A 25,031-nucleotide genomic window follows, 5' to 3' on the forward strand; every position below is an offset into this window, starting at 1 on the left:
TGCTGCCCTGCTCCCCATCATCATTGAGCTGATGGATTGGGGTACCCGTTATAACGATAATTGTCCCCCGCAGGGCGCTGGGAAAAAAATTAAAAAGGATAAGGTTGTCGACGAATACAGGCAGCGGTTAAAAAAAAAAACCGGTAATGGTTACCGGAAGGCCTCCTTTACCGGCTGGCCCCGCCAGCTTTCCGGCATCTTCAGTCTTAACAGCCAGGCGATCGTAGCCGCCGTATCGTACGTAATAATGGGCTGCTTTAATGCCCGGCCTTTTTGCACGCCCCGGCCGTAAACAACCCAGGGTATCTGTACTTCATCCAGCGATTTACCACCGTGTCCTTTGCCCTTACCGCCATGATCTGCTGTTACAAGGATCACCGATTCACCCGCAATGCCGGCATCTTCCACCGCTTTTACAATCCGGCCAATACGGGCATCTACTTTTTGCAGTTCTTTATAATACTCCGGCGTGCGATGGCCAATGTTATGTCCTACACCATCCGGCTCATCCAGGTGTACAAACGTCAGCACTGGTTTTTGCGATTTAATGATCGCTACAGCCGTATCTACACAAAAATCGTCATTATCCTTTCCCGCCACGCGTATGGTAGTGGCCGCTTTTTCCACCAGCGGACCTATCCCCTGCCAGCTGTAAATGAGTGCAGAAACCGCCTCCGGGCGCTGCTCCTTTAATAAGGAAAATATAGAAGGAAACAATCCAAACCGACTGGTATCTGCCGATTGAATTTCGGGCACCGCGCTGTTCCATTCCGTATAACCGTGTACGGTAGGACCCGCCCCCATTAATAAGGAAGCCCAGTTTACCGCACTTGAAGAGGGCAGTACCGAACGCGCGGTTGTGGACCAGGCCCCTTCCTGCATCAGCTTTTGCAGCTGCGGCATTTTGGCATCAGGCAGCGCATAGGCACCAAATCCATCACAGCCTATCAGGATCACATGTTTTACTTTGGATGGCTGGGCCATTGCAGCGAGAGGCAGCCATATACTCATCAACGCAATCAATAGTCTACGCATATTGGTCATAATCATATTTTTATTTGCAACCGTATATAACGAAGATACAGAAGAAGCTCAACCTGCACTACCTGTGAGCAGGACAATCGGTTGCATTGGTATTATTGAAGCGTAAGAATAATCAGCAGATCTGCGAAGGCAAATTTATGAACGGCGCCTGACTCCTTATGGCCCAAACCAAATAAATGCTATTTTTACTGCTTAAATAGAATACATGCAGCAGGTAGATTTCCTCGTGATTGGAACGGGTATAGCCGGACTTACATACGCCTATAAAATGGCACGTCAGTTTCCTGATAAAAAAATACTGGTGCTTACCAAGGCCGCAGCGGATGAAACCAATACCAAATATGCACAGGGGGGCGTAGCCGTGGTGAACGATCCGGAACATGATAGTTTTGAAAAACATATAGAAGATACCCTGATTGCCGGGGATGGTCTGTGTAATAAGCAGACCGTAGAGATTGTTGTTACAGAGGGGCCGGACCGTATTGATGAAATGATTGCCCTGGGCACTAATTTTGATAGAGAAGCGGATGGCGACTACAAACGCGGAAAAGAAGGCGGACACAGTGAGTTCCGCATCCTGCACCACAAGGATATTACGGGGTGGGAAATGGAACGGGCCCTGCTGGAAGCTGTGGAATCCTGTCCCAACATAGAACTCATTAAGCACTGCTTTGTGATTGACCTCATTACCCAGCACCACCTGGGCTACCTGGTTACCAAAGCTACACCTGATATTGAATGCTATGGCGTGTATGTACTTAATCTGCGCACGAATGAGATCGAAACCATATTGGCCAGGACCACCTACCTGGCCTCCGGGGGCAATGGTCAGGTTTACCGTACCACCACCAATCCCGGCATTGCAACAGGCGATGGGGTGGCCATGGTGTACCGCGCCAAAGGCCGTATTGAGAATATGGAATTCATCCAGTTTCACCCTACCGCACTTTTTGAAGCGGGGCTCACCGGCCAGGCTTTTTTAATCACTGAAGCGATGCGCGGCGATGGCGGTATCCTGCGCAATAAGGATGAGGAAGCCTTCATGGAAAAATATGATGCACGCAAAGACCTGGCTCCGCGCGATATTGTAGCGCGCGCCATCGATAGTGAAATGAAGCGTACCGGTACAGAGCACGTATGGCTGGATTGCCGGCATTTTGAACTGGAAAAATTTCTGGAGCACTTCCCCAATATTTATGAAAAATGCAAAAGTATTGGCATCGATATCACCCAACAGATGATCCCCGTTGCTCCTGCGGCCCATTATAGCTGCGGGGGTATTAAGGTAGACGAATGGGGCCAAACCTCCATACGGAACCTGTACGCCGTAGGGGAATGCAGCAGCACCGGTTTGCACGGAGCCAACCGCCTGGCCAGCAATTCCCTGCTGGAAGCCATGGTATTTGCGCACCGCTGTTTTGAGCAGGTGTCAAAAAAAGCGCTCAATGGTGCGCTGAATCAGCATCACTACGAAGGAGAAATACCCGAATGGAATGCCAAAGGCACCATGCAACCCCGGGAAATGATCCTCATTACCCAAAGCCTGAAGGAACTGCGGCAGGTAATGTCGGACTACGTAGGCATTGTACGCAACAACATTCGCCTGGAGCGGGCATCCAAACGGCTGGACCTCCTATGGGAGGAAACGGAACAATTGTACCGGTCCAGCAAAGTATCGCCCCAGTTGCTGGAGCTCCGCAACCTGATCACGATCGGATACCTGATCGTAAAGGGAGCTATCTTCCGCAAAGAAAGCCGCGGGCTGAACTACAATACCGACTACCCCGAAAAAAGTGCGCTGGTTCAGAACGTTGTACTGTAATAAAAAAGTTTAATGTTTGATGTCATACAGACCATTGAGCATATTGCTGTGTTGGATTTGTTTTACTAACTTTACACAAACAATCGTTTCATGAATTATTCAGAATTTATTGAATCTGATGCGTCCATTATGCTGGGCAAGCCGCTGATAAAAGGCACGCGTATTTCCGTAGAGCAAATTATATTACGCCTGTCGGAGGGCGCTACTATACCACAATTGCAGGATGCTTATCCCCCGCTCTCCCGGGAAGCTATCCTGGCGGCTTTAGCTTACGCATCGGATGTAATATCACATGAACAGGTTATTGCGGTGGCATGATTCTCGCCGATGAAAATATTCATTCTTTCATCATTAAAACACTAAGAGCATCGGGCTTTAAGGTAATAGCAGTGAGTGAAGTAGCCAAAGGAATAAAAGACGAAGAAGTAATACAATGGGCTATAAAAAATAATTGCCTGTTGTTAACCGAGGATAAGGATTTCGGAGAATGGATATTTGCACATCATATTACTGGTCTTAGTGTAATGTTTTTACGATATTCATTTACAGAATTTGAAAAAATTGCGGAGACGGTAACTACTTTTCTGAAAACACAACTGCTTCGACATCCCGTTTTTATAACGATTACAACCAAAAAAATTAGATTACGCCAGTTATAAGCCCACAAAATGTATTATATCGTTTACGGTTTCTTATATCTATGTTCCCTGCTGCCTTTGCCGGTACTGTACCTGCTATCCGATTTTTTTTATACCGTAGTATATTATCTCATCGGATACCGGAAAAAAGTAGTGATGCAAAACCTGGCCATTGCCTTCCCGGAGAAAACGCTCTCAGAACGGGAACGTATTGCCAAAAACTTCTATCACAAATTCATCGATTCATTTGTGGAGACCGTTAAACTGCTTTCCGCTCCGGATTCCTTTTTTGAAAAACGGTTTACCGGTAATTGGGAGCTGGTAGATCAATATTACGAGCAGGGCCGTTCTGTACAATTGCATCTTGGTCATAATTTTAATTGGGAGTGGGGCAATGTCGTTTTGGCTAAAAGGGTGCGCTACCAGGTATTGGGGGTCTATATGCCCATCAGCAGCAAGCCCCTGGACCGGATTTTTAGAAAACTCCGGTCGCGTTCCGGCACGGTGATGCTGGATGCCCATCACATGGCCAGGGCGTTTTTACCATTTGCGGACAAACAGTACTGCCTCGGTTTGGTTGCAGATCAAAGCCCGGGGAAAGTACACAAGGCCAAATGGTTCAATTTTTTTAATAAAAAAACTGCTTTTACAATTGGCCCGGCCAAAAACGCAATCCGCAATGATACCGTAGTGATTTTTGCGTTTATTGCACGTCCGAAAAGAGGACATTATAAAGTAACGTTTTCTGTGGCAACAGAACAACCGCAACACACTACCGAAAATGAGCTCACCTCAACGTTCGTCCGCTATTTGCAAAACGTGATTACCAGCAATCCGGATATGTGGCTCTGGAGCCACCGGAGATGGAAGCATGAGTGGAAAGAAGGGGATGTAATGGGGGATTAGCCCCTCCAAATGGCACACTGACACAGCCGGCCCTGCCAGGTACACATTTAACAGGAAACAATTCTTTCAAACTGACCAGTTTTGTCAAAACAGGACAGCAATGATGAAAATTTTCTTGCTACTTATCGCGTTTACCGCAAACAGTCTTTTCGCGCAAAAGGGGTTCATTATTAAAGCGACCCTTACCGGGTTTCCGGAAGGCTCAAAATTTTACCTATTAAACCTCGATTTAAGTACACAAAAAGATTCCGCATTTTTAAAGAATGGGGTCATAAAATTTAACGGGCAGGTATCAGAACCAGCTACTTTCAGGCTCTACCTGGATCCAAAGGAGAGCAAAGACCTTATTTATACCACACTTTGGGTGAACAACCAGGTTATCAATTTTAAGGGCAGTAAAGAACGATTCGGTGATCTGCAATTTGAAGGATCGTCCCTGAATGATATTTTCATGGCGGTGAACAACAAAACATCGGGTCTTTACAATGTAAGAGACAAGCTAATGGATCAGCTTTTACAGGACGGTCCGAAATCAGCGGGGCTTGAAGCAAGTATAAAGGAAATAGATAAAGAAGTACTAACCATACGTCTTCAGACAATTGCAACTTTTAAGCCCTCTCTTATTACCATTAAAGAATTGTTCTTCCTCAGGAATGACCTGACAAAAGATAGCCTTCAATTATTATTTAACAAGTTTCCCCGTAACCTTCAGCAAACCAAATATGGCAAAATAATTACGCAGTATTTAGCAGCAGATAATCTAAAAGTGGGGGCGACATTTGTTGATATAAAAGGCAAAATGGTAAATGGCAGGGAAATCAGGCTATCCGATATAAAAAACAAAGTAATCTTACTCGATTTTTGGGCAGCCTGGTGCGGTCCCTGCAGAGGGAATAACAAACAACTTGTAGATCTGTATAACCGGTATAAAGACAAAGGCTTTGAGATTGTCAGCTTTTCGATCGATACGGACTTTGAATATTGGAAAGAGGCAACTCAAAAAGACAGTATCAGCTGGACAAATATTTCCGACTTAAAAGGCTTTTATAGCGAAGAGGCTGCCAAATACAAAATAAGGGCCATTCCCAAATCCTTTTTAATTGACAAAAACGGAAACATCGCTGAGATATTCAATGGATACAGTACCAGCTATAAAACAGCACTGCAAAAGAAGCTACAGGAATTAATAAAATAGTTTTCACTAATAATTGAAAAAAATATGATAAAAATAACCTCATCAATATTACTTGTGCTGTTAATGGCAACCATACAGGGAAACAGCCAGTCTTTTAGAAAAAATTCAAATCGTCAATCTCAAAAAGAGGATGCAAATAACGTCCTAAATTCAGAAGACAGAAGCCAACTGGATATATTAGAAGCGCTCGATTTTGCCGGAATAAAGATTCATAAGTTCCGTTTTGCCGAATTTGATACTTCATATAAAATAACATTCATTGTTGAGGAATTCGAGGATAAAAAGCTGAAAGAAAAGACAATATTATTTTCAGATCGAAATTATTACCGGTTTTGGGACCACGACTCTGTTTTTTTTGACTACGTTGACCAGGCAAAATTTGTAACAAAAGACGATAGTAATGGCAGCAAGCTATTTTTTAAAACTTATCAACTGTCCTCGAATGGCGGCATCCAATTAAACAAAAACACAGCCGACCTAAAAAGATTTTATATCTGGAGAGATTATATCCCTCTAAAATGGCATTTAGATAAAAAAACGCCTGTTATGCTATACGCATCTTCCTGGTTTGATAAGGACATTGGGCAATACAGATTCTGCGGCGCTTCAATTTTAGAGCCGGGTGAAGAGAATACAGAAATATTCCTCAGCAACTCACCACATTACTTTCTTATTAGTTATATTGTTTCAAAACTCTAGAAAGCCAATCATTAACATCATAGTGAGCATTCAATTTTTGTTAAAACAACGCTTAGGCATACAATTTCCGGCAGTACTGCTGTTATACACGCTATTGGGCTTCAATCAATCTTATGCCCAGGAACTTAGAGGTGGCGGAGAAACAAAAGCCGGACTTCTCTCGCTTAATCCCAATAATTCAAAAAAATATAAGAATATAATTGTTGATGCAAAGGATCTGAGCAGGCTGCTAAAAGATTCCATAGTGTTTAAAGACATTAACCTTTTTTTTCTTCATAAAAAGACGAATAATAAAAGTTTGGGTTACGAAGAATTTTCCAATGGCAGGCCTCTGGAAAACACCTACAGGAAAATCAATGACAGCCTGTACGAGATATACATTAATACCCCTTCCTATGAAGTCCTTTTTGCGTGCAAGAAAAACGATAACTATGGACCATCATGGTATGGTAAAATGACCGGAGGACTAAACGCTCCTGATGCAATGGGAGGAGATTACGACAGCCTCATTATCAAAAAAGAAAACCGGCAAACAGAAGCTTTTAAAATATACTCTTACAACCCTTTTTTATATGCTGCGGAGCTCATTATCTGGAATAAAAAAACAAAAAAAGATGTCATAACATGTAAGCTCCTATTCCAATTTCCCAAACCCAAATTGGCGGGCGTAACAACAGATACCCTGCTTATCAACAAAAAAAGGGCAGATCCCAGTTTCAACTGGTATAAGAACTATGACAGCTTAAAATTGAAGGGACAGAAAGCCACGATCAAAAAAGGCCAGCAGATCCTGTTTGCCTTTGAGCACTTTCTTGATTATTACCGGTGGGATTATATGGATAACCTGTTCTACCGCATAGACAGTGCTTCCGGCTGGAGTCTCACTCCGTTGGCATCAACACCATCCATTTTACTGGAAGATCTGAAGCCAGGAAAGCATTTGCTCCAGGTAAAATACCCGGTGGATGAAGCACCGGTCTTTACCTATGAGATCGAGGTACTCCCCCGGATCCGGGACTCTCCCCTCTGGCCGATCTTGCTTGGTGTTGTTGTTTCCGGCATCGCTTTTTTCTTTGTTAACAGAAGGCGATTGCGCACTGCCCGTGAAAAAGCCCAAAAGACCAGGCTGGAGCTGCAGGCCATCCAATCGCAGCTGAATCCCCACTTTATGTTCAATGCACTCGGATCCGTCCAGTACCTGATGCACAATAACGAAAAACAAAAAGCCGATCATTACCTGACCGAATTCAGTGCGCTGCTGCGCAGTTCACTCAGCAATAACGAAAAGGAAATGATACCGCTTTCTAAAGAATTACAGGTCCTGGACAGTTATATTGCCCTGGAGCAGCTGCGTTTCGGGTTCCGGTATCAATGTACGATCGATAAGGCAATAACCGCCGACACTATCCCCGTTCCTACCCTTCTCCTGCAGCCGCTGGCAGAAAATGCCATTAAACACGGCATCTCTCCCCTGCGCGAAAAGGGATTTCTTGAAATACGGATCAGCCAACAGGAAAGGGCTCTTTTAATAGCGATCCTCGACAACGGCTCAGGTTTTGCTTCAACGCAGCTGTATACCGGTTTGGGAACAAAACTGGTCAGAGAACGGATCGCCCTGCTCAAACGCAATGGTTATCCCATTGAGCTTACATTTGCTACCAATCAAAAAAATGAAACAAAAGTCTGCCTCAAATTCCGGAACTGGATTTAATTTCGACTCATGAAAGCAATGATTATTGATGATGAGCCCAATAATATCCGCAACCTGGAGCTGCTGTTAAAGGAGCATTGCAGCAATGTTCAGATCATTGCCACGGCTCTGAATGCCAGTGACGGCAGGGAGGCTATTTTACTGCATCAGCCCGACCTGGTATTTTTAGATATCCAGATGCCGGGCAAAAACGGTTTTGAACTATTACAATCCCTGTCATCCCCGGGGTTTGAAGTGATTTTTGTAACCGGCTTCGACAAATATGGTATCCAGGCCGTAAAATTTTCTGCGATCGATTACCTGTTAAAACCTATTGTTGTTGCCGAACTCAAAACCGCGGTTGATAAGGCTGCTTCAAGGACAGACGCCAAACACAGAAACAGCCAGCTGGAAAACCTATTGCTGCTTCTGCAGCAAAAAAGCAGCAGGAAGGACCATAAAATAGCGCTGCCTTCAGCAAAGGAGATCCGCTTTGTAAGCCCCGCAGATATTATCTATTGTGAGGCTAAAAACAACTATACTGTTTTTTATTTAATAACACAGGAGAAACTCGTTATTGCCAAACCCCTTTACGAGTATGACGAACTGCTGGAAGACTACGGCTTTATCCGCTGCCATAACTCCTATCTGGTGAACCGGTATTTTATCAAAAGTATCCTCAAAGAGGACGGGGGCAGTCTGTTGCTGGAGAACAATATACAGCTCCCCATCTCCCGGCAAAAGAAAGAACAGATCCGGCAGCTCCTGTTAAAAAAATAGCCCGGCACGCGCTGGCCGTTTAAAGAAAATCTTCCCGGCAGGGGCTGAATGCATCAATCAGCATTCCTTCCTCAAGACAAACACATCCATGCCAGATATGCGGCGCCACATAAAAACCATCGCCGGCAACCACCACCTTCTTTTGATCGCCGATGGTCATTTCGAAAGAGCCGCTTGCTACATAGGTGGCCTGGGCGTGCGGATGCTGATGCGGAACTCCTTCCGCACCTTTTTCAAACTTCGCCTTTACCAACATCAGCGGGTCGCCATAACCATATACCTGCCGCTGTATACCCGGCCCGGCATCCTCCCAGGGCGTTTCTGCTTCGCTCTGGAAACAATCACTTTGCATCATACCACTTTAATTTTACTGTTCCGCTTCAAAAATGACCTATTTGAATCATTTACCAAAAAATCATTTCTTTTTTCAGAAGCCTTTTAAAAATAGCATTCCCCAGGTACAGCTTGTTGTTTTTCTCGTTGATCCAGATAGCCATCACATGTACGTCAAGCTAAGAAAGACCATTTTCGCATAAAACAGCTCAACAATTGGCAGTTTCTCTTATATCTAATCTGATTAGACGAAAATGGCCAAAGGCGCAGAGCGCCGATAGCATTTATAGCCTGAAGTAACAAAACGGATATTTCCAGCCGCAGCGCGGCGGTAATCTCATGCACGGGGCGCTATTACCGGTGCGCTGCACCTTTTATGCTTCTTAACCCCGTTCACTAATGGTATCAGCGCCGCCCCTCAGCTTTCCTGTTAGCAAAATCAACTTGGCGCACATGCAATAACCATCGAGACCCAGATTTTTTCGAATCCCTCCGATGACCAGTCTGACGCCTCCTGCTGATGTTCTTTAACGCAGAAAAACAAATGCTGAATCCGCGTTTTGCGAAACCTGAAGGCCGCGGGTCTGCCGGAGCGGGAAAATAAAAAATCAAAAAATACCGCTTTTTTTTAAAGTAATTTATCCAGCCGTTCGTCTTATCTTTCTGATGCAGGAGCAAAAACTGGCAATATTGGCAGAAGAAAGAAAACAAAATGTTGTTCAGACCGTAAAAGATTACGGTAAGCGCCTCTTCGGTTTTATCCGTAAAAATGTAAATACGGATGCAGACGCCGAAGATATTCTGCAGGATGTATGGTATCAATACGCTAATGCTACAGCTACCCAAACCATCGGGCAGGTGAGTGGCTGGCTGTTTAAGGTAGCCCGCAACAAGATCACAGACAGGTACCGGAAGAAAAAAGACAACCTGATCGACGATTACCAGTATGAGAATGAAGAAGGCGAAATGCAGTTCCGTGAGCTATTTTTTACTCTTGATAATGACCCGGAACTGGCCGACATCAAAAAGCTGTTTTGGGAAGAACTGTTTGCGGCCCTGGAGGAACTGCCTGCAAACCAGCGGGACGTTTTTATCCTGAACGAGCTGGAGGAAAAGACCTTGCAGGAGATCGCCGACCAGGCCGGGGAGAACCTCAAAACCATCATCAGCCGGAAGCGGTATGCGGTGCTGCATCTGCGCAGCCGGCTACAGTATTTATATGACGAATTAATGAACTATTAAATAACAGAATTATGAACTATAAAAAAAGAGGCAGGCGGCCCCGCGTTTTTTTATTCGTGTTGCTGGGCATTTTGGCCCTTCTGCTGTTTGGGTGGATCGTGATGCTCTTATGGAATGCAGTATTGCCCGATCTGCTGGGAACAAAACAAATCACCTACTGGCAGTCAGTAGGATTACTGATCCTTTCAAAGATCATTTTTGGCTTTGGACATGGTGGCCCGCGTCATCACCAGGGGCCTTCTGACCGGCTCCGCCAAAAGTTCAGGAATATGAGCGAGGAAGAACGAACAGCGTTCAAAGAAGCATGGAAACAACGCTGCGGGCAATGGCGGCGTTTTCCCGGCGAAGAATAAAATTTACCGGGCAGGAGTGCCCGAATGATTCAAATTTATAAACCCTTTTTATGTACACACAGGAATACCGAAGGCCCAAAAACAATGTACCCATCAATATTGAAGAACGGGACGATTGCTACCGGTTAACAGCATACGTGGCGGGATTTCCGGAAAACAAGATCCAAACGCGCATCGTCAATGATATCCTTATTATTACGGGTTGCAGCGACGAAGAAGATGTATTTATGGAATTTCTGAAACAGGAATTTCCGGTGAAGCGCTTTGAACGCAGCCTGCATCTGAACGGCCTGGTAGATACCGCCTGCGTGAGCACCCGGTTTAATGAGGGAGTACTCACCATATTCTTACCTAAGAAAGAGGAAACCACGCTGCATCATATCCGCCGGCAACTGGAAGCAGCGCTCCCCGGATAAGTGCCCGTAACCGGCAGCCACTATGACTCCTTCACCGGAAAGCGCGCCGTTCTCTTCCGGATACGGCTGAGGCTTTCCGGTTCAATACCCAGCATGGAGGCAATGTATTTCAGCGGCACCCTGTTGATTATTTCCGCATCATTTTCCAATAACTCCCGGTAACGGGTCTCGGGCGATTTCACCATGATATCTACCGTCCGCTGAACCGTGGCTAAAAAAAGGGATTCTGCCATTTTACGGCCAAAACGTTCAAAGGCCTTTGCCCGCTCATAGCCTTTTTGCATATGATCATAGTGCAACTGGATCAACAGCGTATCTTCCAGGGCTTCGATATTCATGCCCGATTTGGAGCGGGTAAGAAATGCGGCGTAATCACTCGCCCACATATTTTCACGAAAGATCCTGTAGGTATGCTCCTTACCCTCCGTTTCATGATAAAAACGGATCAGCCCTTTATCGATATAATAAACGTAGTTAGCAATGTCACCCACACGCATCACCGCTTCACCTTTCTTTACGGTTCTTATTTCCATAAGGGGAATCAGAAACGCCAGGTCTTCTTCCTCAAAATGAAGATAATTTTCCAGGTTGTTAATGAGATTCGTAAACATCGGGGTTTATCTTAAATAACAGGTGTAAAATCACAGGAAAAATATCGGTTCTATTTCTTTCCGAGCGCATATCGGATCCCTCCCAGGATATGCTTCAGAAATAAGGGGTCGGTATAGGACTCATCTACATGTCCCAGCTCGGTATAAAAAACACGGCCGCCTTCAAATTGATGATACCAGGCCATTGGATGCAACGCACCGTTCTTGCCCCCCTCGTAGCTCTTTTCGTCGATCGTAATAAGCACTTTCACATCCTTGCTGATATTTTTGAAATTGTACCACTCATCTTTCCGGATCCATTGTGCCGGAAGATGCTTTGTACTGATATGACTCCGGTCTACCACATCCAGGGTAGCCGTCTGCTGTTGCGGATGACTGAGGAACCAGGCTCCCATCATCTGGTTATACCAGGGCCAGTCGTACTCGGCATCCGTAGCCGCATGGATCCCTACAATGCCGCCGCCTTTATGAACATAGTTCTGCAGCGCTTTTTGCTGCGCTTCATCAAACAGCGTACCGGTGGTACTTAAAAAAACAATAGCTGCATATTTTTTGAGATTGGCATCCGTAAAGGCGCCGGAGTCCTTTGTGCTATCTACCACAAATCCATTCTTCGTGCCCAATTTATAGATGGCGGGCAACCCGGCTTCAATTGACTTATGATAAAAGCCGGCCGTTTTGTAAAAAACCAGAACCTTCGGCTTGGAAGCCCAAACCGTACTTACTATTACCAGCAACATCCCTAAAAGTGCAATTTTTTTCATATTAAATTTTAATTCATTACCAAATCGGTTTTAAAGATAATACGCTTAACCTAAATATAACCCTGTAAGGCTCATAATCTTAGCAGGAAATATAAATTCAGGGGAAAAAATCCCCTCAAAACCTTTAATTTTGCGGTTTATATAAATTATATTGAATATGAAAGATGTCGTTTTCTCACTGCCTGGTGAGGCCCTCGGAACCGCAAATTCGGCCGTTTTAGTGGGAGATTTTAATAACTGGGATGTGGACAAGGCAATCGCCCTGAAACCACACAAGGACGGAACCCTGAAGGCAAAGGTTAAACTGGAGCCGGGCCAAACCTATGAATACCGTTTTTTACTGAATGACGGGCGCTGGGTCAATGACTGGGCAGCCCAGGGTTATGTGCACAAACAACACTTTGGGATCGACAACTCTGTGATCACTGTTGAAGAAGACGCGCTGGTTGCTGAGAAAAAAACAAAAACCAGGACCACCGCCGACAAAGCCGCCAAAACAGTATCCAAGGCTGTAAAGAAAGTGGCCGACGTAGTAAAGCATGATCTTACGAAAATTGAAGGAATAGGCCCTGCTATTGCCAAATTGCTGGAACAGGAAGGCATTCAGAATTTCAAGGATCTTTCCAAAGCCACCATTAAAAAATTAAAAGGCGTTCTGGACGCAGCAGGCAGCAAATTTGCCATGCACGACCCCAAAAGCTGGCCCAAACAGGCAAAGCTGGCCGCCACAGAAAAATGGGAAGAGCTGAAGGCTTTACAGCAAGAACTGTTGGGAGGAAAATAACCAGCTGCCAGGCAAAAGAATTATTGGTCTGCTATCCAAAAAGGGCAAGATACCGGATATCATGTATCCCTGCATCAATCTGTAAAAGTTAGTCCAGGTTTACCAGGTTACCCAAAGCGGTAGCATATACACGGTGTTATCGGTTGAGTTAAGCAAATATCGACCAGCGGTCTAAAGAAAAATCCATTCTTTTGTACTGTAAACTTTTACGCCTATGATGTATCGGTTCCTCGCGGTAAGTATTTGGCTGCTTTTAAACGTTCCTGCTGTTTGCCGGGCCCAAAATAGTACCGGAATCAACCAGACGCTAAAGAATTTTGATGCGATTGACCGGTATTTTGAAATAGCCGACCTGCTGACAGCTGGCAAAACACCCCCGGATACCATCTGGAGCGGGTTCTTTACCTGTGAAGCAAATAAAATCCCGGTTCAAAGAGGCATCCTGGACACAGCGGCGGTTAAAGCTGCCATGATGCAGGTATACAGGAATATACCTGCAACCGGCCTTGACCCGGATGTGCTCTCCTATCACAAACAATACCGGCAATACCTGCAGGACCTGAAAAAGCACGTGGCTTATCTGAAAAGCACTAATATTTCACAGGCCATTAAAAAGTATCTGTTTCCGCTGATCCCGGCAGCAACACGGAACAACTCGGCATTGGTTCCACAGTATTACGTGGTTTATGGAGCAGAAGACGCTACTGCCGGGCCCGGGTTCATTGTCAATGACGTGCTGGTTTCTTATAAAATTGACCGGTTTGCTTTAGGGGTCTTAAGTGCTCATGAGTCCTATCATGCACTGACCTATAATCCCTTCTATAAAAAAATCAACCAAGATATTAATCCCAATGACAACAGGTTGATCGTACTAAATGTATTTGTGGCTATTGCAGAAGAAGGTATGGCCGACCTTATTGATAAAAAGATCCTCTTTTCTTCCGGATCTCCGCTGAAAAGCGAATGGTCGGATATCGAGACCGGGTATGCCGATTCTGCCCGGACAATGATCAGAGCATGGGATCATCTGTTACAGACCCTCAACTCGGATTCAACCATTGAGATCTCGTATAAAGACATTTTCGGGGAACAGGCCCCGTACATCAAACTGGGAGGCCATTGGCCCGGGCGGTATATGGCCGAAGTGATCCAGAAAAATGGGCTGTTAAAATACTTCCTTGCCGATTTCAGAGATCCGCTTGTCTTTATGGAACTATACAACAAGGCGGCAATGACAGACAAAACAAAACCGCCTGTTTTTTCAAAAGCGGCTGTTGCGTATTTCCGGAAGATCAGAAGTTACTGCTATAAATAAGTTTCGCGCAGAGCGGATTTTGTTTCGGCACGTTCCTGCAAAACCGGCACCTTCCTCACCAGGAAGAGCGTAACCACCATACAAACCAGCAGCAGCATACCCACCAGCTGGTGCAGGATGCTGAGCAGTAACTTATCAGGAGTAAGGTAATTCATCAGTGCCAGTATGCCCAGTACTACCTGTACCAATACCAGGCTCATGGGTAAAAAGCGCATTTTATACAGTAGCGTTGTTTTCGGTAGCTTTGTAAGCCGCAGCGTAAAAAACACCATCAGCACGGTGATCAGGTAGGCCAGTCCCCGATGAATAAACTGAATGGTAATGAGGTTGTGGGTAATATCGCTCCAAAAACTGCCTTCATTCAACATGGATGCTGTGGGGATCATACTGCCATTGATGGTTGGCCAGGTAATAGAAGCCTTGCCGGCATGCGTTCCGGCCATAAAAGCACCATAGGTCAGTTGGAGGGTAATAACTACCAGTAGCAGGATGTTAAAACTGCGCGTACCGCCATCTGTGGCAATCTGCGCCCCACGCACCGTTAATTTCAATGCAAACCAAACCACATAGCACAGCAGCAGCAACGCCGCCAGGAAATGCACGGCCAGCCGGATATGACTTACATACACCAGGTCGGTACCCACACCACTGCTTACCATGATCCAGCCAATGGCCCCCTGGAGGCCTCCCAGTAAAAAGAGAACGATCATGGGACCCAGCATGCTCCGGCCGATCTTTTTCTTTACAACAAACCAGATAAAAGGGATCAGGAATATGATACCGATCAGCCGCGCCCAATCGCGATGCAGCCATTCCCAAAAGTAGATGCCCTTAAAATCCGCCAGCGTAAAATGGTTATGAATGTACCGGAACTGCGCGATCTGCTTATACTTATCAAAGGCCTCATTCCAGGCCTGCTCATTCATAGGAGGTAATGCCCCCAGGATCGGCTGCCATTCGGTAATGGAAAGCCCGGAACCGGTAAGTCTTGTAAGTCCCCCTAACAGAACCTGTATGATCAGCATACCGGCGCCAATAAATAGCCAGGTGGCCACCGGTTTATTCTTTTGTAATTGCATAACGCGCAAAAGTATTAAATAATTTGGGTTTCGGGTTGGGGAATTGAACACAGGCGTTTTTGCGGTCAGCGGTCAGCTCATAGTTACAGACTTCCCGATCTTCCTTAGTACCGGGCTAAATGCTGATCGCTGATAGCTGGTCCCTGTTTCTGGTTTATCTTTGCAAAAATTTTTTTGAAGCATGTTGCAATTACAGGTATTACGACAGGACACAGAAGCCGTTAAAAAGCGGCTGGCAGTAAAGAACTTTAAGGAACCCGGACTGGTGGATGAAATCATTTCGCTGGACGATCTGCGTAAAAAATCGCAGCTCGAGTTCGACACCACGCAATCCCTTGTTAACAGTGCTTCGAAAGAGATCGGTCAGCTAATGGCGAAAGGCGAAAAAGAAGCCGCCGAAGCAAAAAAAGCGGAAGTGGCCGCCGCCAAACAAAAATTACAGCCCATCAGCGAAGAACTGGCCCGGGCAGAAAAAGAGCTGCAGGAAAAACTGGTACTGCTGCCCAATCTGCCTTCACCCCTGGTTCCTCCGGGCAATAGTCCGGAAGATAACGAAGTAGTGCGCGAAAATGGCAGGAAACCTGCATTGAATGCTGATGCTCTGCCGCATTGGGACCTTATCAAAACATTTGATCTGGTTGATTTTGAAACCGGAGCCAAAATAACCGGCAGCGGCTTCCCGTTGTATAAAGGCCAGGGGGCCCGGTTACAACGTGCACTGGTACAATATTTCCTGGATCAGAATATAGCAGCCGGTTACACAGAGTACCTGCCTCCTTTTATGGTAAACGAAGCATCGGCCTACGGCACCGGTCAGTTGCCCGATAAAGAGGGGCAGATGTATTATATGCCTGCCGACAATTTTTACCTGATCCCCACTTCGGAGGTGCCGGTAACCAATATTTACCGCGACACTATATTAAAACCGGGGCAATTGCCCGTGAAGATGACGGCCTACTCGCCCTGCTTTCGCCGGGAAGCCGGCAGCTTTGGCAAGGACGTGCGCGGTCTTAACCGGGTACACCAGTTTGAAAAAGTAGAAATCGTACAACTTACTCATCCGGATAAAAGTTATGAGGCCCTGGAAGAAATGGTAGCTCACGTGGAAAAACTACTGCAAAGCCTGGAGCTTCCCTACCGGATCCTGAGACTTTGCGGCGGCGATATGTCATTTACTTCTGCACTTACCTACGACTTTGAAGTATACAGCGCGGCACAGGAACGCTGGCTGGAAGTAAGCTCCACCTCTAATTTTGAAGCTTACCAAACCAACCGGATGAAGATCCGCTTTAAAGATGAAAATGGCAAAATTCAACTGGTGCACTCACTTAATGGCAGCTCCCTGGCATTGCCTCGTATTGTAGCCTGCCTGCTGGAGAACAATCAACGGGGAGATGAGATCATTTTGCCCAAAGCGCTAGTTCCCTATTTTGGAAAAGAGGTTATCACAAAATATATATAACATACTGATTATAATAAACTTAATTTTAAACATGGCTTAAAAATGTCAACTTATAAGTTGACATTTTTTTTATTTTGTCAATTTATATATTGACTTTTTATTTATATTTGTCAATATATAGATTGACGTTTTTATGCAAAAAAAAAATTTACAAATACAGCAGTTGGATGCTAAAATGCACCATTACAACGCCCTGCAGAAAATAAAAACTCCTGCCACAGGGTGGTTGAAAGCCGTTCGCACTACATTGGGCATATCGCTGAAGCAGCTAAGCGATCGATTGCAAACGAGTAAACAAAACATCGCCATGATGGAGCGGCGCGAAAAAGACGGGGCCATTTCTATTAAGAATCTGCGCATGATTGCAGAGGCATTAGATATGAAATTAGTATACGGACTGGTTCCTAAAGATACAACGCTGGAACAGCTGATTGAACGCAAAGCCAAAGAGCTCGCTACAACAATTGTACTACGTACCTCACAAAGTATGAAACTGGAAGGGCAACAAAATAAGGATGCCCGGATCAAAAAAGCCATCGAAGAAAAAACCCGGATCTTTAAAAACGAAATACCAAAAATACTATGGGACTAACCATCAGCTATACCGCGGGGCAAACACCATTGGATGAAGATGAAAAAGAAGGGCTGTTAATTGAAACCGTTTCAACAAAGGCCGAGCTGGACGAATTTGAGCAGTTAAACATCGAAAATGCGGTACAATGGACCATGGGGCAACAATTCGGACAGCAGACCCTGCTTACAGAAATGTTTATTAAAAACCTGCATCAGAAAATGTTCTCCGATACCTGGACATGGGCGGGCGCATTCAGGAAAACCAATAAAAATATTGGCGTGGATAAACACCAGATCGGCATAGAGCTTAAAAAGCTATTGGATGATGGCCTGTTCTGGATCCGTAACAAAACTTTTGTGCCGGATGAAATAGCCATCCGTTTCAAGCACCGTATTGTAAGCATTCATTGTTTCGCAAACGGAAACGGCCGGCACAGTCGCCTGCTGGCCGATGTAATTGCCGGGCACATTTTCAGTCTGCCTGTTTTCAGCTGGGGCGCCGCCACATCCCCAACGGATGTAAGAATGCGTTATCTTCAGGCATTAAAAGCAGCGGACCTGGGGCAAATACAGCCCTTGCTTTTGTTTGCCAGATCTTAAAAATAATTGTCATAGAATTGTAAGTTGGCGTATTTATTGTTATTTTTATAAAAACAATCATTGTATGAAAAAAATTATTCTTTGTGCATACATTGCCCTGGTAGCAGTTGTTGCCTGCACACCCAAAGCATCTCCCACCTCCACGGACGCCGTTATTCCGGAGGCCGCCAGCGTTAGCAGCGATCAGGCTTCTATCGATGCAGGACATATCATTTTTACCACCAAATGCACCAAGTGTCACGGGGCCAAAGACAAGGCAGTAGCATCCAAATCCTATGAAGCCCTAAGGCCTATACTGGCATCTATGTCTAAAAAAGCAAAACTAAGCAAGGAAGAGGTTCAACAGGTTTCGGCCTATGTGTATGCCAATGCTAAAAAATAACAGGATAAAATTTTATTTGATACCACACCTCCTTTTAACAGGAGGTTTTTTTATTTTTGACGGCTAATAGTTAATATTCCATAAAGCATTTCAGAAAACATGAAGAAAGCAGCAGGTTTAGTTTTTGTATCTATGATGATCATTTTTGGTTGTACACGGAAGGCGGCTCCCACCATACCGGACAGGCCAGTAGAGCCGGTTGCCGGTAATAAAACGGACACTGCCGATTTTAACTCCAGCAATCCACTGGTCGCCGGTAAAGCAATCTTTGAAATCAAATGCACCAAATGCCATAAGGCAAAGAATACAGCAGACTGGACTACGGATGAGTGGAGGCCGATCCTGAACTCAATGGTTAAAAAAGCAAAGCTCAACGAGCTGCAGGTGTCGCAGGTAACGCAGTATGTAAATGCGCACGCAAAAAAATAATGCTCCCTAAAGCTTTGGGACGGCAATGGCGAGGTGCGGATCACACTTCCTTTTTCGGCGAAAATCAGCGTCCCGACTGTCGGGAGTTGGAAATATCCACCGCTACTATTTTTTTCGGGCTCATTTTTAAACGAGGCTCAAAAGTCGCTTTACAGCATGATGTCGTGCTGAAGATGTCATCCCGGGCTTGACCCGGGGTCTATTCTTGTTTCAGCATCTATTGACGAACAATCATTTTTAGACGCCGAAGCAATCCCGATCGGGACGGCATGACAAAATATAGACTTAGAGCCTCCTATGTTTGTTTATTTCCCGCAGCGGCGCAAAGGAGCAAGGACGCAACGGTTTTCCTGGCAGATTAATTCCGTCTTTTTGTGCTTCAGCATCTTTGTGACAAAACAAAGTATTAGAATCTCATATTTATGGTATCAGAAACGAGCGAAATGAGGCAGAATCGCCATTAAAAACATTAAAATCCACATTGGCATCAATTCCGTTTACATGTCCGGCATCGTTGTGCTGCCATAGCGTCCAGTCTCTTTTGATGCGTGGCTTTCGTTTCTCATAGTAATGGGCTACCCACAAAGGATAGTCATCAAAAGCCTTTCCAAGATATCTATCATAAAAATCAGCATTGGTATAGATTACCGGCTTTACGCCATAGTGCCGCTCTACAAGCTGCAGCCATATTTTAGAGCGGGCCTGAATCACCGCCACAGGCAGGTTACCGGTTTGCTCCACATCCAGCACCGGAGGCAGATCGCCGGGCAATAACTGAACATTCTTTATAAAATTTACGGCTTGCTTTACAGGGTCTTTTGAAGGAATAAAAAAGTGATAGGCCCCGCGCGGTACCCCGTTTTTACCCGACTGCTTCCAATTTCGTTTAAACTGCACATCCAGGTCCTTTTCTCCTTCAGTAGCTTTGATAAACGCAAAGCCGATGCCCACGTTCCCGATTTTCATAACCTTTACTTCTTTCCAGTTAATGTTTTTCTGATACCGGGATACGTCAATACCATGGATGGAGTAGGCAACGGGGATTTCGATACCAAATTCCGGGTATCGTTTTACCTCAAGCTCAAACCGCTGGTTCCAGTCCAGCACGAACAATACGCCGATCAACACAACAAGGGCCAGCAACGACAAAACCAGCCTCCACCGGTAGGCTGTTTTTTTCTTTCTCCTTCTTCGTTTTTTCCTGACTGCCATAAAAAAGCCGGGTCCAAATACGGACCCGGCAAAATTATCTGATTACAGGAGATATCGCTTTATCGTCTGTAAAATTTTGTCTTAAATACGCTTTTCCGGTTCGCAATATCATCCAGCGCCTGTTCTACAGCGCTAGGGCGCGTTATCTTAACCAGCCCCTCTGTTCCCGTTTCATAATCCGCGGCCGAGCTGTAAATAAAATCTGATGCATACCGCACAATCCGTTCTTGTACCGGTATATTATGAATCAGTTCCAGGTGTTCCGCCATGATCTCCGGCCGCGCCAGGTCTATCGAAAGCATCTCTTTTACCCGTTTCCACAATTCCAGCTTTTTCTGTGCGCCCAAAAATCCGAAGGTTCTTTGAAAATGGTCAATCAACCAATCCCTCCGCTCTTCCGGTTCATTATAGACGGCTTCCATTACTTTTTCAGCAGTGAATGCTTTAAAAGCCTTTCTTAGCTCTTTGAAGGGTATATTTTTCTGAACCTGACAAATAAGATGCAGTTTATTAGGCATCAGGCACCAGCCATATACAACAAGCCCCTTGCTGCTGATATAGTGATTCAGCGTATGCACAATAATTTGTTTGTACACCGGCCTGATGAAGATATCGGTAAGATCAACGGTTTCTAATGTTAAAACGTAACAGCCGTGATCATCAAATGATATAACCCGTTCATTATCCATGACGTCTTTATTCAATCACACCCTTGTTCATTCTGGGGAATGTTCATTAAATGTTAATGTTTTAATGAAGGCAAAACTTGTTCCAATTATTTTTAATAATGTTCAAATTTTTCGCATCCCAAACACTGCGATGATGAAATTGATTTTATTTACTTAATAATCAAGGAGTAAGAATAGTGCTTTTTTATAATATTATCAAAAAATCAGGATAAAATTTTTAGCCGGGCATAATTTAGCAGGATCTTTTTTTCACCATTGGCGTCAAACCGGATGAGGGCCATTTTATTATGTTGGCTTCCTTCTAATTTCAGCACTTCGCCAAATCCGAATTTCTGATGTTCCACTTTCTGACCTACGGTGATATCATTACTATCGCTGGCCTGAAAATCTGCTGACGGCGTATGTGCGATCACCTTTTTTGCCTCCGGTTTAGGCCCCAGGTATTCGGGTGTTGTCTTTTTTGCAGGAGGCGGGCCATATCTCTTTTCTGCGGCTGCTGCATTGTTACCACCGCTGCCCCAACCGCCGCTCATGCGTTCGTATGCAGAACCGGTGTTGCCAAAACCAAAAGGCCGCGGCATTTTGATACCTCCGCCCGCGTAGGTATTATCAATATGGTCTTTGGGCAATTCTTCAATAAACCGGCTGGGCTCATTTTGTACCAGGGAGCCAAATTTGTACCGGGTGTTGGCATAAGTGATCCATAATTTATCCTTAGCCCGGGTTACCACCACATAAAACAGGCGCCGTTCTTCTTCCAGCTCCTCCCTGGTATTAATAGCCATGGCATTGGGGAACAGCTGTTCTTCCAGGCCGGCCGCAAACACGCAGGAGAACTCCAGGCCTTTGGCAGCGTGAATGGTCATCAGCTTAACGGTATCGGCATCGGGGTCCTTATTGTCTGCATCTGTCAGCAAGGTGATCTGCTGCAGGTAGGCGCCCAGGCTTTTATCAATTACCTCACCCTCATCATTATCGGGGCTTTCTACCCATTCTTTAATAGAATTCAGCAATTCCTGCGTGTTTTCATAACGTTGCAGGCCCTCGGTACTTTTATCATTAAAAAGCTCCTTCACCAGGTTAGTTTGCTTTCCTACATGAAAAGCTACATCGTAGGCATTTTGTTTCTCCAGCATGCTGGAGCAGCTCCTGATCATCGTTACAAAATCCTGGATCACACTGAGTGTTCCCGAACGAAAACCCATCTGATCGGCCTTTTCCAATACTTCCCACATGGTAAGCTGGTGTGTATTGGCCAATAACAGAATCTTGTCGATCGTGGTTTTCCCAATGCCCCTTACGGGATAGTTGATGATCCTTTTAAGCGCCTCTTCATCCCGGCTGTTTACGATCAGTCGCAGGTAGGCCACAAAGTCCTTAATCTCTTTTCGCTGGTAAAAGCTAATGCCTCCATACATGGTGTAGGCAATGCCCATGCGGCGCAACGATTCTTCAAACGCCCGGCTTTGCGCATTGGTTCTGTATAAAATGGCAAAATCCCTGTTGGAAAAATGATACCGGAGTTTTTGCTCCTGGATGGTATCGGCTACAAACTTGCCTTCATCGTTATCCGTCATCGTTTGTACGATACGGATTTTTTCGCCGCTCACATTTTCAGTAAATAATACCTTGGGGATCTGGGCTTTATTATTCCGGATCACCTCGTTTGCTGCGTGAATAATAGTTTGGGTGCTCCTGTAATTTTGTTCCAGCTTCACTACTTTCACATCATCGTAATCTTTTTGAAACTGCAAAATGTTCTGGATGGTTGCTCCCCGAAAGCTATAAATGCTTTGTGCATCATCCCCTACCACGCAAACATTCTCGTGCATGGCGCCCAATAATTTTACAATTTCATACTGGGCGGGGTTTGTATCCTGGTACTCATCAATCATGATGTACCGAAATTTGTGCTGGTATTTGCTGAGCACTTCCGGGAAGCTTTTTAACAACTCATAAAACTTCAGCAACAGGTCGTCAAAATCCATCGCGCCATTCTTAAAGCAGCGCTTGCAATAAGCATCATAAATCTTCGCAATAGCCGGCCGGTTAGCGCGCAGATCTTCCTGCTGTATATGATAATCGGTGACATAATCCATCGGGCTTACCAGTGCGTTCTTTGCAGAGGAAATACGATTATAAACCGTAGCGGGTTTGTACAGTTTATCGTCCAGATGCATTTCATTGATGACGGTCTTTACTACGCTCTTGGCGTCATCCGTGTCATAAATGGTAAAACTATTAGGATATCCCAGGCAGTGGGCTTCCGAGCGGAGGATTCTTGCAAAAACGCTGTGAAACGTTCCGATGTACAAATTGCGGGCTTCGTTGTTGGCGAGTATCCGTTCAATACGTTCCTTCATTTCCCGGGCGGCCTTATTAGTAAAAGTCAGCGCCAGTATGTTAAAGGCATCAATCCCTTTGGCCATCAGGTGCGCAATACGTGTGGTTAGCACTTTGGTTTTCCCGCTTCCTGCCCCCGCAATAATCATTAATGGGCCATCAATATGTAGTACAGCTTCCTTCTGCCGTTCATTCAATCCTGCTAAATAATCCTGCATGGCCGCAAGGTACGAAGCAGAACGCTGGTTTAAAAAGATTCCGGTTTTTTTTTGCTAACTGGATGATTCGCTTTTATTTAACCGTTCCCATATCTGGGGAATCCGTTTTATCCAAACCAATTCCTTCATCTTTTCCCGCGCCGGAACTGCCGGGCTTCCAAAATAATCGGCGCCTCCTTTAAGGGAAGCATGTACCCCGCTTTGGGCATCGATTACGGCAGCTTTGCCGATCGTGAGCGTTTTACTTACGCCTACCTGCCCCCATAAGATAACTTCATCTTCAATAACAGAGGCACCCGCGATGCCCACCTGGGCGGCAAATAAACAATTTTTCCCTATCAGGGTATCATGACCAACGTGTACAAGATTGTCCATCTTAGTACCGGCGCCGATACGGGTAACTCCTGTAACGCCCCGGTCGATGGTACAGCCCGCTCCAATCTCAACACCCGCTTCTATTACTACCGTACCGCAACTGATCATTTTTTTATAATGGACGGGACGGTTGGTTTTCTTATTATAATAAAATGCATCGCTGCCAATAACTGTTCCGCTTTGTATGATCACGTTATCGCCAATAGTGCAATAGTCCATAATGGTCACATTCGGGTAAATGATGCAATTGGCACCAATGGTAACATGATTTCCTAAATAAACATTGGGCATCACAACCGTACCGGCCCCTGTTTTCGCTGTAGGCGAAACGGCATTCATTGAAGGACGAAACGGGCGAAAAGAAGATACAATCCGCAGGTACGCTTCAAACGGTTCTTCAACAATCAGTAAGGCCTTTCCTTCAGGCACCTCAAGATCTGCATTGATAATGATAAAGCTGGCTGCTGATTGAATGGCGGCCTCATAGTATTTAGGATGATCTACAAAAACAAGATCCCCCTCCTCCACCTGGTGAATCTCATTAATACCCGTTGCTGAGGCGGTAACAGCACCAGCAAGTCTTGCTTCAATAAGCGCGGCTATCTCCGAAAGCGGAACAGGATTTTCAAATCGCATATCTTTTTTTTCAAAGTTAGGCGTAACTGGTTGTTGAAGTTCAAAACATCAAAGTTTTTCACATTCCTGAAATTTTTGATGGCCTTTTATAAAAAGATACGACAACAAGGATACGCTGTTGGAGGCGCATGTGAGGATCGGGAAAAGCTTCTGCTACAACCGCTTCACTCCAGGCCACGCAAACATCAATCCTTGAAAAGTTCTGTATTCATCAATATTTCAGCCGTTCATTATACAAGGTGTGTGTTGCGTAAAGGCACATTAGAAAATGAGTTACCGGTGATATTGACTTTAAGCAGTTCCCACATATCCACAAGTCATTTTAAAATGTGAATAAAATTTGTAGTAAATAATTTTTGTATCGACAAAATAATAATTAATATTGTGGTGGGAAATTTACTTCCCATACTTACTAACCCATCTTTATAAAATAATCCCTTC

27 protein-coding genes are annotated in these 25,031 nt (G+C 45.1%); 18 read left to right on the forward strand and 9 right to left on the reverse strand.

The window, feature by feature from the left end; all coding sequences use genetic code 11:
• Positions 1–150: 150 nt before the first annotated feature.
• On the reverse strand, positions 151–1,044 hold the full coding sequence (locus GGU45_RS12350) for an alkaline phosphatase family protein (RefSeq protein ID WP_435225128.1): 894 nt from the start codon (positions 1,042–1,044) through the stop codon (positions 151–153).
• 205 nt (positions 1,045–1,249) lie between these two features.
• Between GGU45_RS12350 and nadB the strand changes: the two genes are divergently transcribed.
• The 8 genes from nadB (at position 1,250) to GGU45_RS12390 (ending at position 8,774) form a co-directional block, all read left to right on the forward strand.
• On the forward strand, positions 1,250–2,866 hold the full coding sequence (gene nadB / locus GGU45_RS12355) for an L-aspartate oxidase (protein ID WP_435225130.1): 1,617 nt from the start codon (positions 1,250–1,252) through the stop codon (positions 2,864–2,866).
• A 90-nt stretch (positions 2,867–2,956) separates the two neighbouring features.
• On the forward strand, positions 2,957–3,184 hold the full coding sequence (locus GGU45_RS12360) for a DUF433 domain-containing protein (protein WP_435225132.1): 228 nt from the start codon (positions 2,957–2,959) through the stop codon (positions 3,182–3,184).
• Positions 3,181–3,525, forward strand: coding sequence for a DUF5615 family PIN-like protein (locus GGU45_RS12365; protein WP_435225133.1), 345 nt, complete (start codon positions 3,181–3,183; stop codon positions 3,523–3,525). The genes GGU45_RS12360 and GGU45_RS12365 overlap by 4 nt, the downstream gene beginning before the upstream one ends.
• 9 nt (positions 3,526–3,534) lie before the next feature.
• Positions 3,535–4,410 (forward strand): lysophospholipid acyltransferase family protein, encoded by an 876-nt coding sequence (locus GGU45_RS12370; RefSeq protein WP_435225135.1) that lies wholly within the window; start codon positions 3,535–3,537, stop codon positions 4,408–4,410.
• Between the two features lie 100 nt (positions 4,411–4,510).
• Positions 4,511–5,605, forward strand: a complete 1,095-nt coding sequence (locus tag GGU45_RS12375; protein WP_435225137.1) for a redoxin domain-containing protein — start codon at positions 4,511–4,513, stop codon at positions 5,603–5,605.
• A 24-nt stretch (positions 5,606–5,629) separates the two neighbouring features.
• On the forward strand, positions 5,630–6,304 hold the full coding sequence (locus GGU45_RS12380; RefSeq protein WP_435225139.1) for a DUF5041 domain-containing protein: 675 nt from the start codon (positions 5,630–5,632) through the stop codon (positions 6,302–6,304).
• 22 nt (positions 6,305–6,326) lie between these two features.
• Positions 6,327–8,015 carry a sensor histidine kinase gene (locus tag GGU45_RS12385; RefSeq protein ID WP_435225141.1) on the forward strand — a complete coding sequence of 563 codons (1,689 nt, stop codon included), beginning with the start codon at positions 6,327–6,329 and terminating at the stop codon, positions 8,013–8,015.
• A 9-nt stretch (positions 8,016–8,024) separates the two neighbouring features.
• Positions 8,025–8,774: a LytR/AlgR family response regulator transcription factor gene (locus GGU45_RS12390; protein WP_435225143.1), complete on the forward strand. Its 750-nt coding sequence runs from the start codon at positions 8,025–8,027 to the stop codon at positions 8,772–8,774.
• A 19-nt stretch (positions 8,775–8,793) separates the two neighbouring features.
• Here the strand turns inward: GGU45_RS12390 and GGU45_RS12395 are convergent, their stop codons facing one another.
• Positions 8,794–9,129: a cupin domain-containing protein gene (locus tag GGU45_RS12395; protein WP_435225145.1), complete on the reverse strand. Its 336-nt coding sequence runs from the start codon at positions 9,127–9,129 to the stop codon at positions 8,794–8,796.
• Positions 9,130–9,797: 668 nt separating this feature from the next.
• Here GGU45_RS12395 and GGU45_RS12400 point away from each other — a divergent pair.
• The 3 genes from GGU45_RS12400 to GGU45_RS12410 are packed head-to-tail and all read left to right on the forward strand — an operon-like array spanning position 9,798 to position 11,118.
• Positions 9,798–10,349 carry an RNA polymerase sigma factor gene (locus GGU45_RS12400; protein ID WP_435225147.1) on the forward strand — a complete coding sequence of 184 codons (552 nt, stop codon included), beginning with the start codon at positions 9,798–9,800 and terminating at the stop codon, positions 10,347–10,349.
• A gap of 11 nt (positions 10,350–10,360) precedes the next feature.
• Positions 10,361–10,702: a hypothetical protein gene (locus tag GGU45_RS12405; protein ID WP_435225149.1), complete on the forward strand. Its 342-nt coding sequence runs from the start codon at positions 10,361–10,363 to the stop codon at positions 10,700–10,702.
• Between the two features lie 50 nt (positions 10,703–10,752).
• Positions 10,753–11,118, forward strand: a complete 366-nt coding sequence (locus tag GGU45_RS12410; protein ID WP_435225151.1) for an Hsp20/alpha crystallin family protein — start codon at positions 10,753–10,755, stop codon at positions 11,116–11,118.
• A gap of 20 nt (positions 11,119–11,138) precedes the next feature.
• On the opposite strand, the gene GGU45_RS12415 is transcribed toward GGU45_RS12410, so the two are convergent.
• Together GGU45_RS12415 and GGU45_RS12420 are read right to left on the reverse strand one after the other, a co-directional pair.
• Positions 11,139–11,729 (reverse strand): Crp/Fnr family transcriptional regulator, encoded by a 591-nt coding sequence (locus GGU45_RS12415; RefSeq protein ID WP_435225153.1) that lies wholly within the window; start codon positions 11,727–11,729, stop codon positions 11,139–11,141.
• Positions 11,730–11,779: 50 nt separating this feature from the next.
• Complete coding sequence (locus GGU45_RS12420; RefSeq protein ID WP_435225155.1) at positions 11,780–12,493, reverse strand: ThuA domain-containing protein; 714 nt, start codon at positions 12,491–12,493, stop codon at positions 11,780–11,782.
• Between the two features lie 157 nt (positions 12,494–12,650).
• Here GGU45_RS12420 and GGU45_RS12425 point away from each other — a divergent pair, with 157 nt between their 5' ends.
• The gene (locus GGU45_RS12425; protein WP_435225157.1) at positions 12,651–13,277 is read left to right on the forward strand and encodes a helix-hairpin-helix domain-containing protein; all 627 of its coding nucleotides are present in this window, start codon (positions 12,651–12,653) and stop codon (positions 13,275–13,277) included.
• A gap of 214 nt (positions 13,278–13,491) precedes the next feature.
• The gene (locus tag GGU45_RS12430) at positions 13,492–14,592 is read left to right on the forward strand and encodes a DUF5700 domain-containing putative Zn-dependent protease (protein WP_435225159.1); all 1,101 of its coding nucleotides are present in this window, start codon (positions 13,492–13,494) and stop codon (positions 14,590–14,592) included.
• On the opposite strand, the gene GGU45_RS12435 is transcribed toward GGU45_RS12430, so the two are convergent.
• Positions 14,583–15,671, reverse strand: a complete 1,089-nt coding sequence (locus GGU45_RS12435) for a COX15/CtaA family protein (protein ID WP_435225161.1) — start codon at positions 15,669–15,671, stop codon at positions 14,583–14,585. The two genes, GGU45_RS12430 and GGU45_RS12435, sit on opposite strands and share 10 nt — an antisense overlap.
• 181 nt (positions 15,672–15,852) lie before the next feature.
• On the opposite strand from GGU45_RS12435, the gene serS reads away from it, so the two are divergent.
• The 5 genes from serS to GGU45_RS12460 all read left to right on the forward strand — a co-directional run bounded on the left by serS (position 15,853) and on the right by GGU45_RS12460 (position 19,117).
• The gene (gene serS, locus GGU45_RS12440) at positions 15,853–17,133 is read left to right on the forward strand and encodes a serine--tRNA ligase (RefSeq protein WP_435225162.1); all 1,281 of its coding nucleotides are present in this window, start codon (positions 15,853–15,855) and stop codon (positions 17,131–17,133) included.
• A gap of 133 nt (positions 17,134–17,266) precedes the next feature.
• Positions 17,267–17,725 carry a mobile mystery protein A gene (locus tag GGU45_RS12445; protein WP_435225163.1) on the forward strand — a complete coding sequence of 153 codons (459 nt, stop codon included), beginning with the start codon at positions 17,267–17,269 and terminating at the stop codon, positions 17,723–17,725.
• Positions 17,716–18,306 (forward strand): mobile mystery protein B, encoded by a 591-nt coding sequence (locus GGU45_RS12450; protein WP_435225165.1) that lies wholly within the window; start codon positions 17,716–17,718, stop codon positions 18,304–18,306. Before GGU45_RS12445 ends, GGU45_RS12450 begins: the two co-directional genes overlap by 10 nt.
• 64 nt (positions 18,307–18,370) lie before the next feature.
• Complete coding sequence (locus tag GGU45_RS12455) at positions 18,371–18,688, forward strand: c-type cytochrome (protein WP_435225166.1); 318 nt, start codon at positions 18,371–18,373, stop codon at positions 18,686–18,688.
• Between the two features lie 99 nt (positions 18,689–18,787).
• Positions 18,788–19,117, forward strand: coding sequence for a hypothetical protein (locus tag GGU45_RS12460; RefSeq protein WP_435225168.1), 330 nt, complete (start codon positions 18,788–18,790; stop codon positions 19,115–19,117).
• Between the two features lie 420 nt (positions 19,118–19,537).
• On the opposite strand, the gene GGU45_RS12465 is transcribed toward GGU45_RS12460, so the two are convergent.
• The 4 genes from GGU45_RS12465 to GGU45_RS12480 form a co-directional block, all read right to left on the reverse strand.
• Complete coding sequence (locus GGU45_RS12465; protein ID WP_435225170.1) at positions 19,538–20,329, reverse strand: glycoside hydrolase family 25 protein; 792 nt, start codon at positions 20,327–20,329, stop codon at positions 19,538–19,540.
• A 59-nt stretch (positions 20,330–20,388) separates the two neighbouring features.
• Positions 20,389–21,033: a hypothetical protein gene (locus tag GGU45_RS12470; protein ID WP_435225172.1), complete on the reverse strand. Its 645-nt coding sequence runs from the start codon at positions 21,031–21,033 to the stop codon at positions 20,389–20,391.
• Positions 21,034–21,221: 188 nt separating this feature from the next.
• Positions 21,222–23,579, reverse strand: coding sequence for an ATP-dependent helicase (locus GGU45_RS12475; protein ID WP_435225174.1), 2,358 nt, complete (start codon positions 23,577–23,579; stop codon positions 21,222–21,224).
• Between the two features lie 54 nt (positions 23,580–23,633).
• Positions 23,634–24,590 (reverse strand): UDP-3-O-(3-hydroxymyristoyl)glucosamine N-acyltransferase, encoded by a 957-nt coding sequence (locus GGU45_RS12480; RefSeq protein ID WP_435225176.1) that lies wholly within the window; start codon positions 24,588–24,590, stop codon positions 23,634–23,636.
• Between the last annotated feature and the right edge of the window lie 441 nt (positions 24,591–25,031).

This window comes from Niabella hirudinis (assembly GCF_051201075.1).
GTDB lineage: Bacteria > Bacteroidota > Bacteroidia > Chitinophagales > Chitinophagaceae > Niabella > Niabella hirudinis.

Bases quoted from the DNA above. Each gene is read 5' to 3' on its own strand.
- GGU45_RS12350 (WP_435225128.1), bottom strand. From the start codon at position 1,044: ATGACCAATATGCGTAGACTATTGATTGCGTTGATGAGTATATGGCTG.
- nadB (WP_435225130.1), top strand. From the start codon at position 1,250: ATGCAGCAGGTAGATTTCCTCGTGATTGGAACGGGTATAGCCGGACTT.
- GGU45_RS12360 (WP_435225132.1), top strand. From the start codon at position 2,957: ATGAATTATTCAGAATTTATTGAATCTGATGCGTCCATTATGCTGGGC.
- GGU45_RS12365 (WP_435225133.1), top strand. From the start codon at position 3,181: ATGATTCTCGCCGATGAAAATATTCATTCTTTCATCATTAAAACACTA.
- GGU45_RS12370 (WP_435225135.1), top strand. From the start codon at position 3,535: ATGTATTATATCGTTTACGGTTTCTTATATCTATGTTCCCTGCTGCCT.
- GGU45_RS12375 (WP_435225137.1), top strand. From the start codon at position 4,511: ATGATGAAAATTTTCTTGCTACTTATCGCGTTTACCGCAAACAGTCTT.
- GGU45_RS12380 (WP_435225139.1), top strand. From the start codon at position 5,630: ATGATAAAAATAACCTCATCAATATTACTTGTGCTGTTAATGGCAACC.
- GGU45_RS12390 (WP_435225143.1), top strand. From the start codon at position 8,025: ATGAAAGCAATGATTATTGATGATGAGCCCAATAATATCCGCAACCTG.
- GGU45_RS12395 (WP_435225145.1), bottom strand. From the start codon at position 9,129: ATGATGCAAAGTGATTGTTTCCAGAGCGAAGCAGAAACGCCCTGGGAG.
- GGU45_RS12405 (WP_435225149.1), top strand. From the start codon at position 10,361: ATGAACTATAAAAAAAGAGGCAGGCGGCCCCGCGTTTTTTTATTCGTG.
- GGU45_RS12410 (WP_435225151.1), top strand. From the start codon at position 10,753: ATGTACACACAGGAATACCGAAGGCCCAAAAACAATGTACCCATCAAT.
- GGU45_RS12415 (WP_435225153.1), bottom strand. From the start codon at position 11,729: ATGTTTACGAATCTCATTAACAACCTGGAAAATTATCTTCATTTTGAG.
- GGU45_RS12420 (WP_435225155.1), bottom strand. From the start codon at position 12,493: ATGAAAAAAATTGCACTTTTAGGGATGTTGCTGGTAATAGTAAGTACG.
- GGU45_RS12425 (WP_435225157.1), top strand. From the start codon at position 12,651: ATGAAAGATGTCGTTTTCTCACTGCCTGGTGAGGCCCTCGGAACCGCA.
- GGU45_RS12430 (WP_435225159.1), top strand. From the start codon at position 13,492: ATGATGTATCGGTTCCTCGCGGTAAGTATTTGGCTGCTTTTAAACGTT.
- GGU45_RS12435 (WP_435225161.1), bottom strand. From the start codon at position 15,671: ATGCAATTACAAAAGAATAAACCGGTGGCCACCTGGCTATTTATTGGC.
- serS (WP_435225162.1), top strand. From the start codon at position 15,853: ATGTTGCAATTACAGGTATTACGACAGGACACAGAAGCCGTTAAAAAG.
- GGU45_RS12445 (WP_435225163.1), top strand. From the start codon at position 17,267: ATGCAAAAAAAAAATTTACAAATACAGCAGTTGGATGCTAAAATGCAC.
- GGU45_RS12450 (WP_435225165.1), top strand. From the start codon at position 17,716: ATGGGACTAACCATCAGCTATACCGCGGGGCAAACACCATTGGATGAA.
- GGU45_RS12455 (WP_435225166.1), top strand. From the start codon at position 18,371: ATGAAAAAAATTATTCTTTGTGCATACATTGCCCTGGTAGCAGTTGTT.
- GGU45_RS12460 (WP_435225168.1), top strand. From the start codon at position 18,788: ATGAAGAAAGCAGCAGGTTTAGTTTTTGTATCTATGATGATCATTTTT.
- GGU45_RS12465 (WP_435225170.1), bottom strand. From the start codon at position 20,329: ATGGCAGTCAGGAAAAAACGAAGAAGGAGAAAGAAAAAAACAGCCTAC.
- GGU45_RS12475 (WP_435225174.1), bottom strand. From the start codon at position 23,579: ATGCAGGATTATTTAGCAGGATTGAATGAACGGCAGAAGGAAGCTGTA.
- GGU45_RS12480 (WP_435225176.1), bottom strand. From the start codon at position 24,590: ATGCGATTTGAAAATCCTGTTCCGCTTTCGGAGATAGCCGCGCTTATT.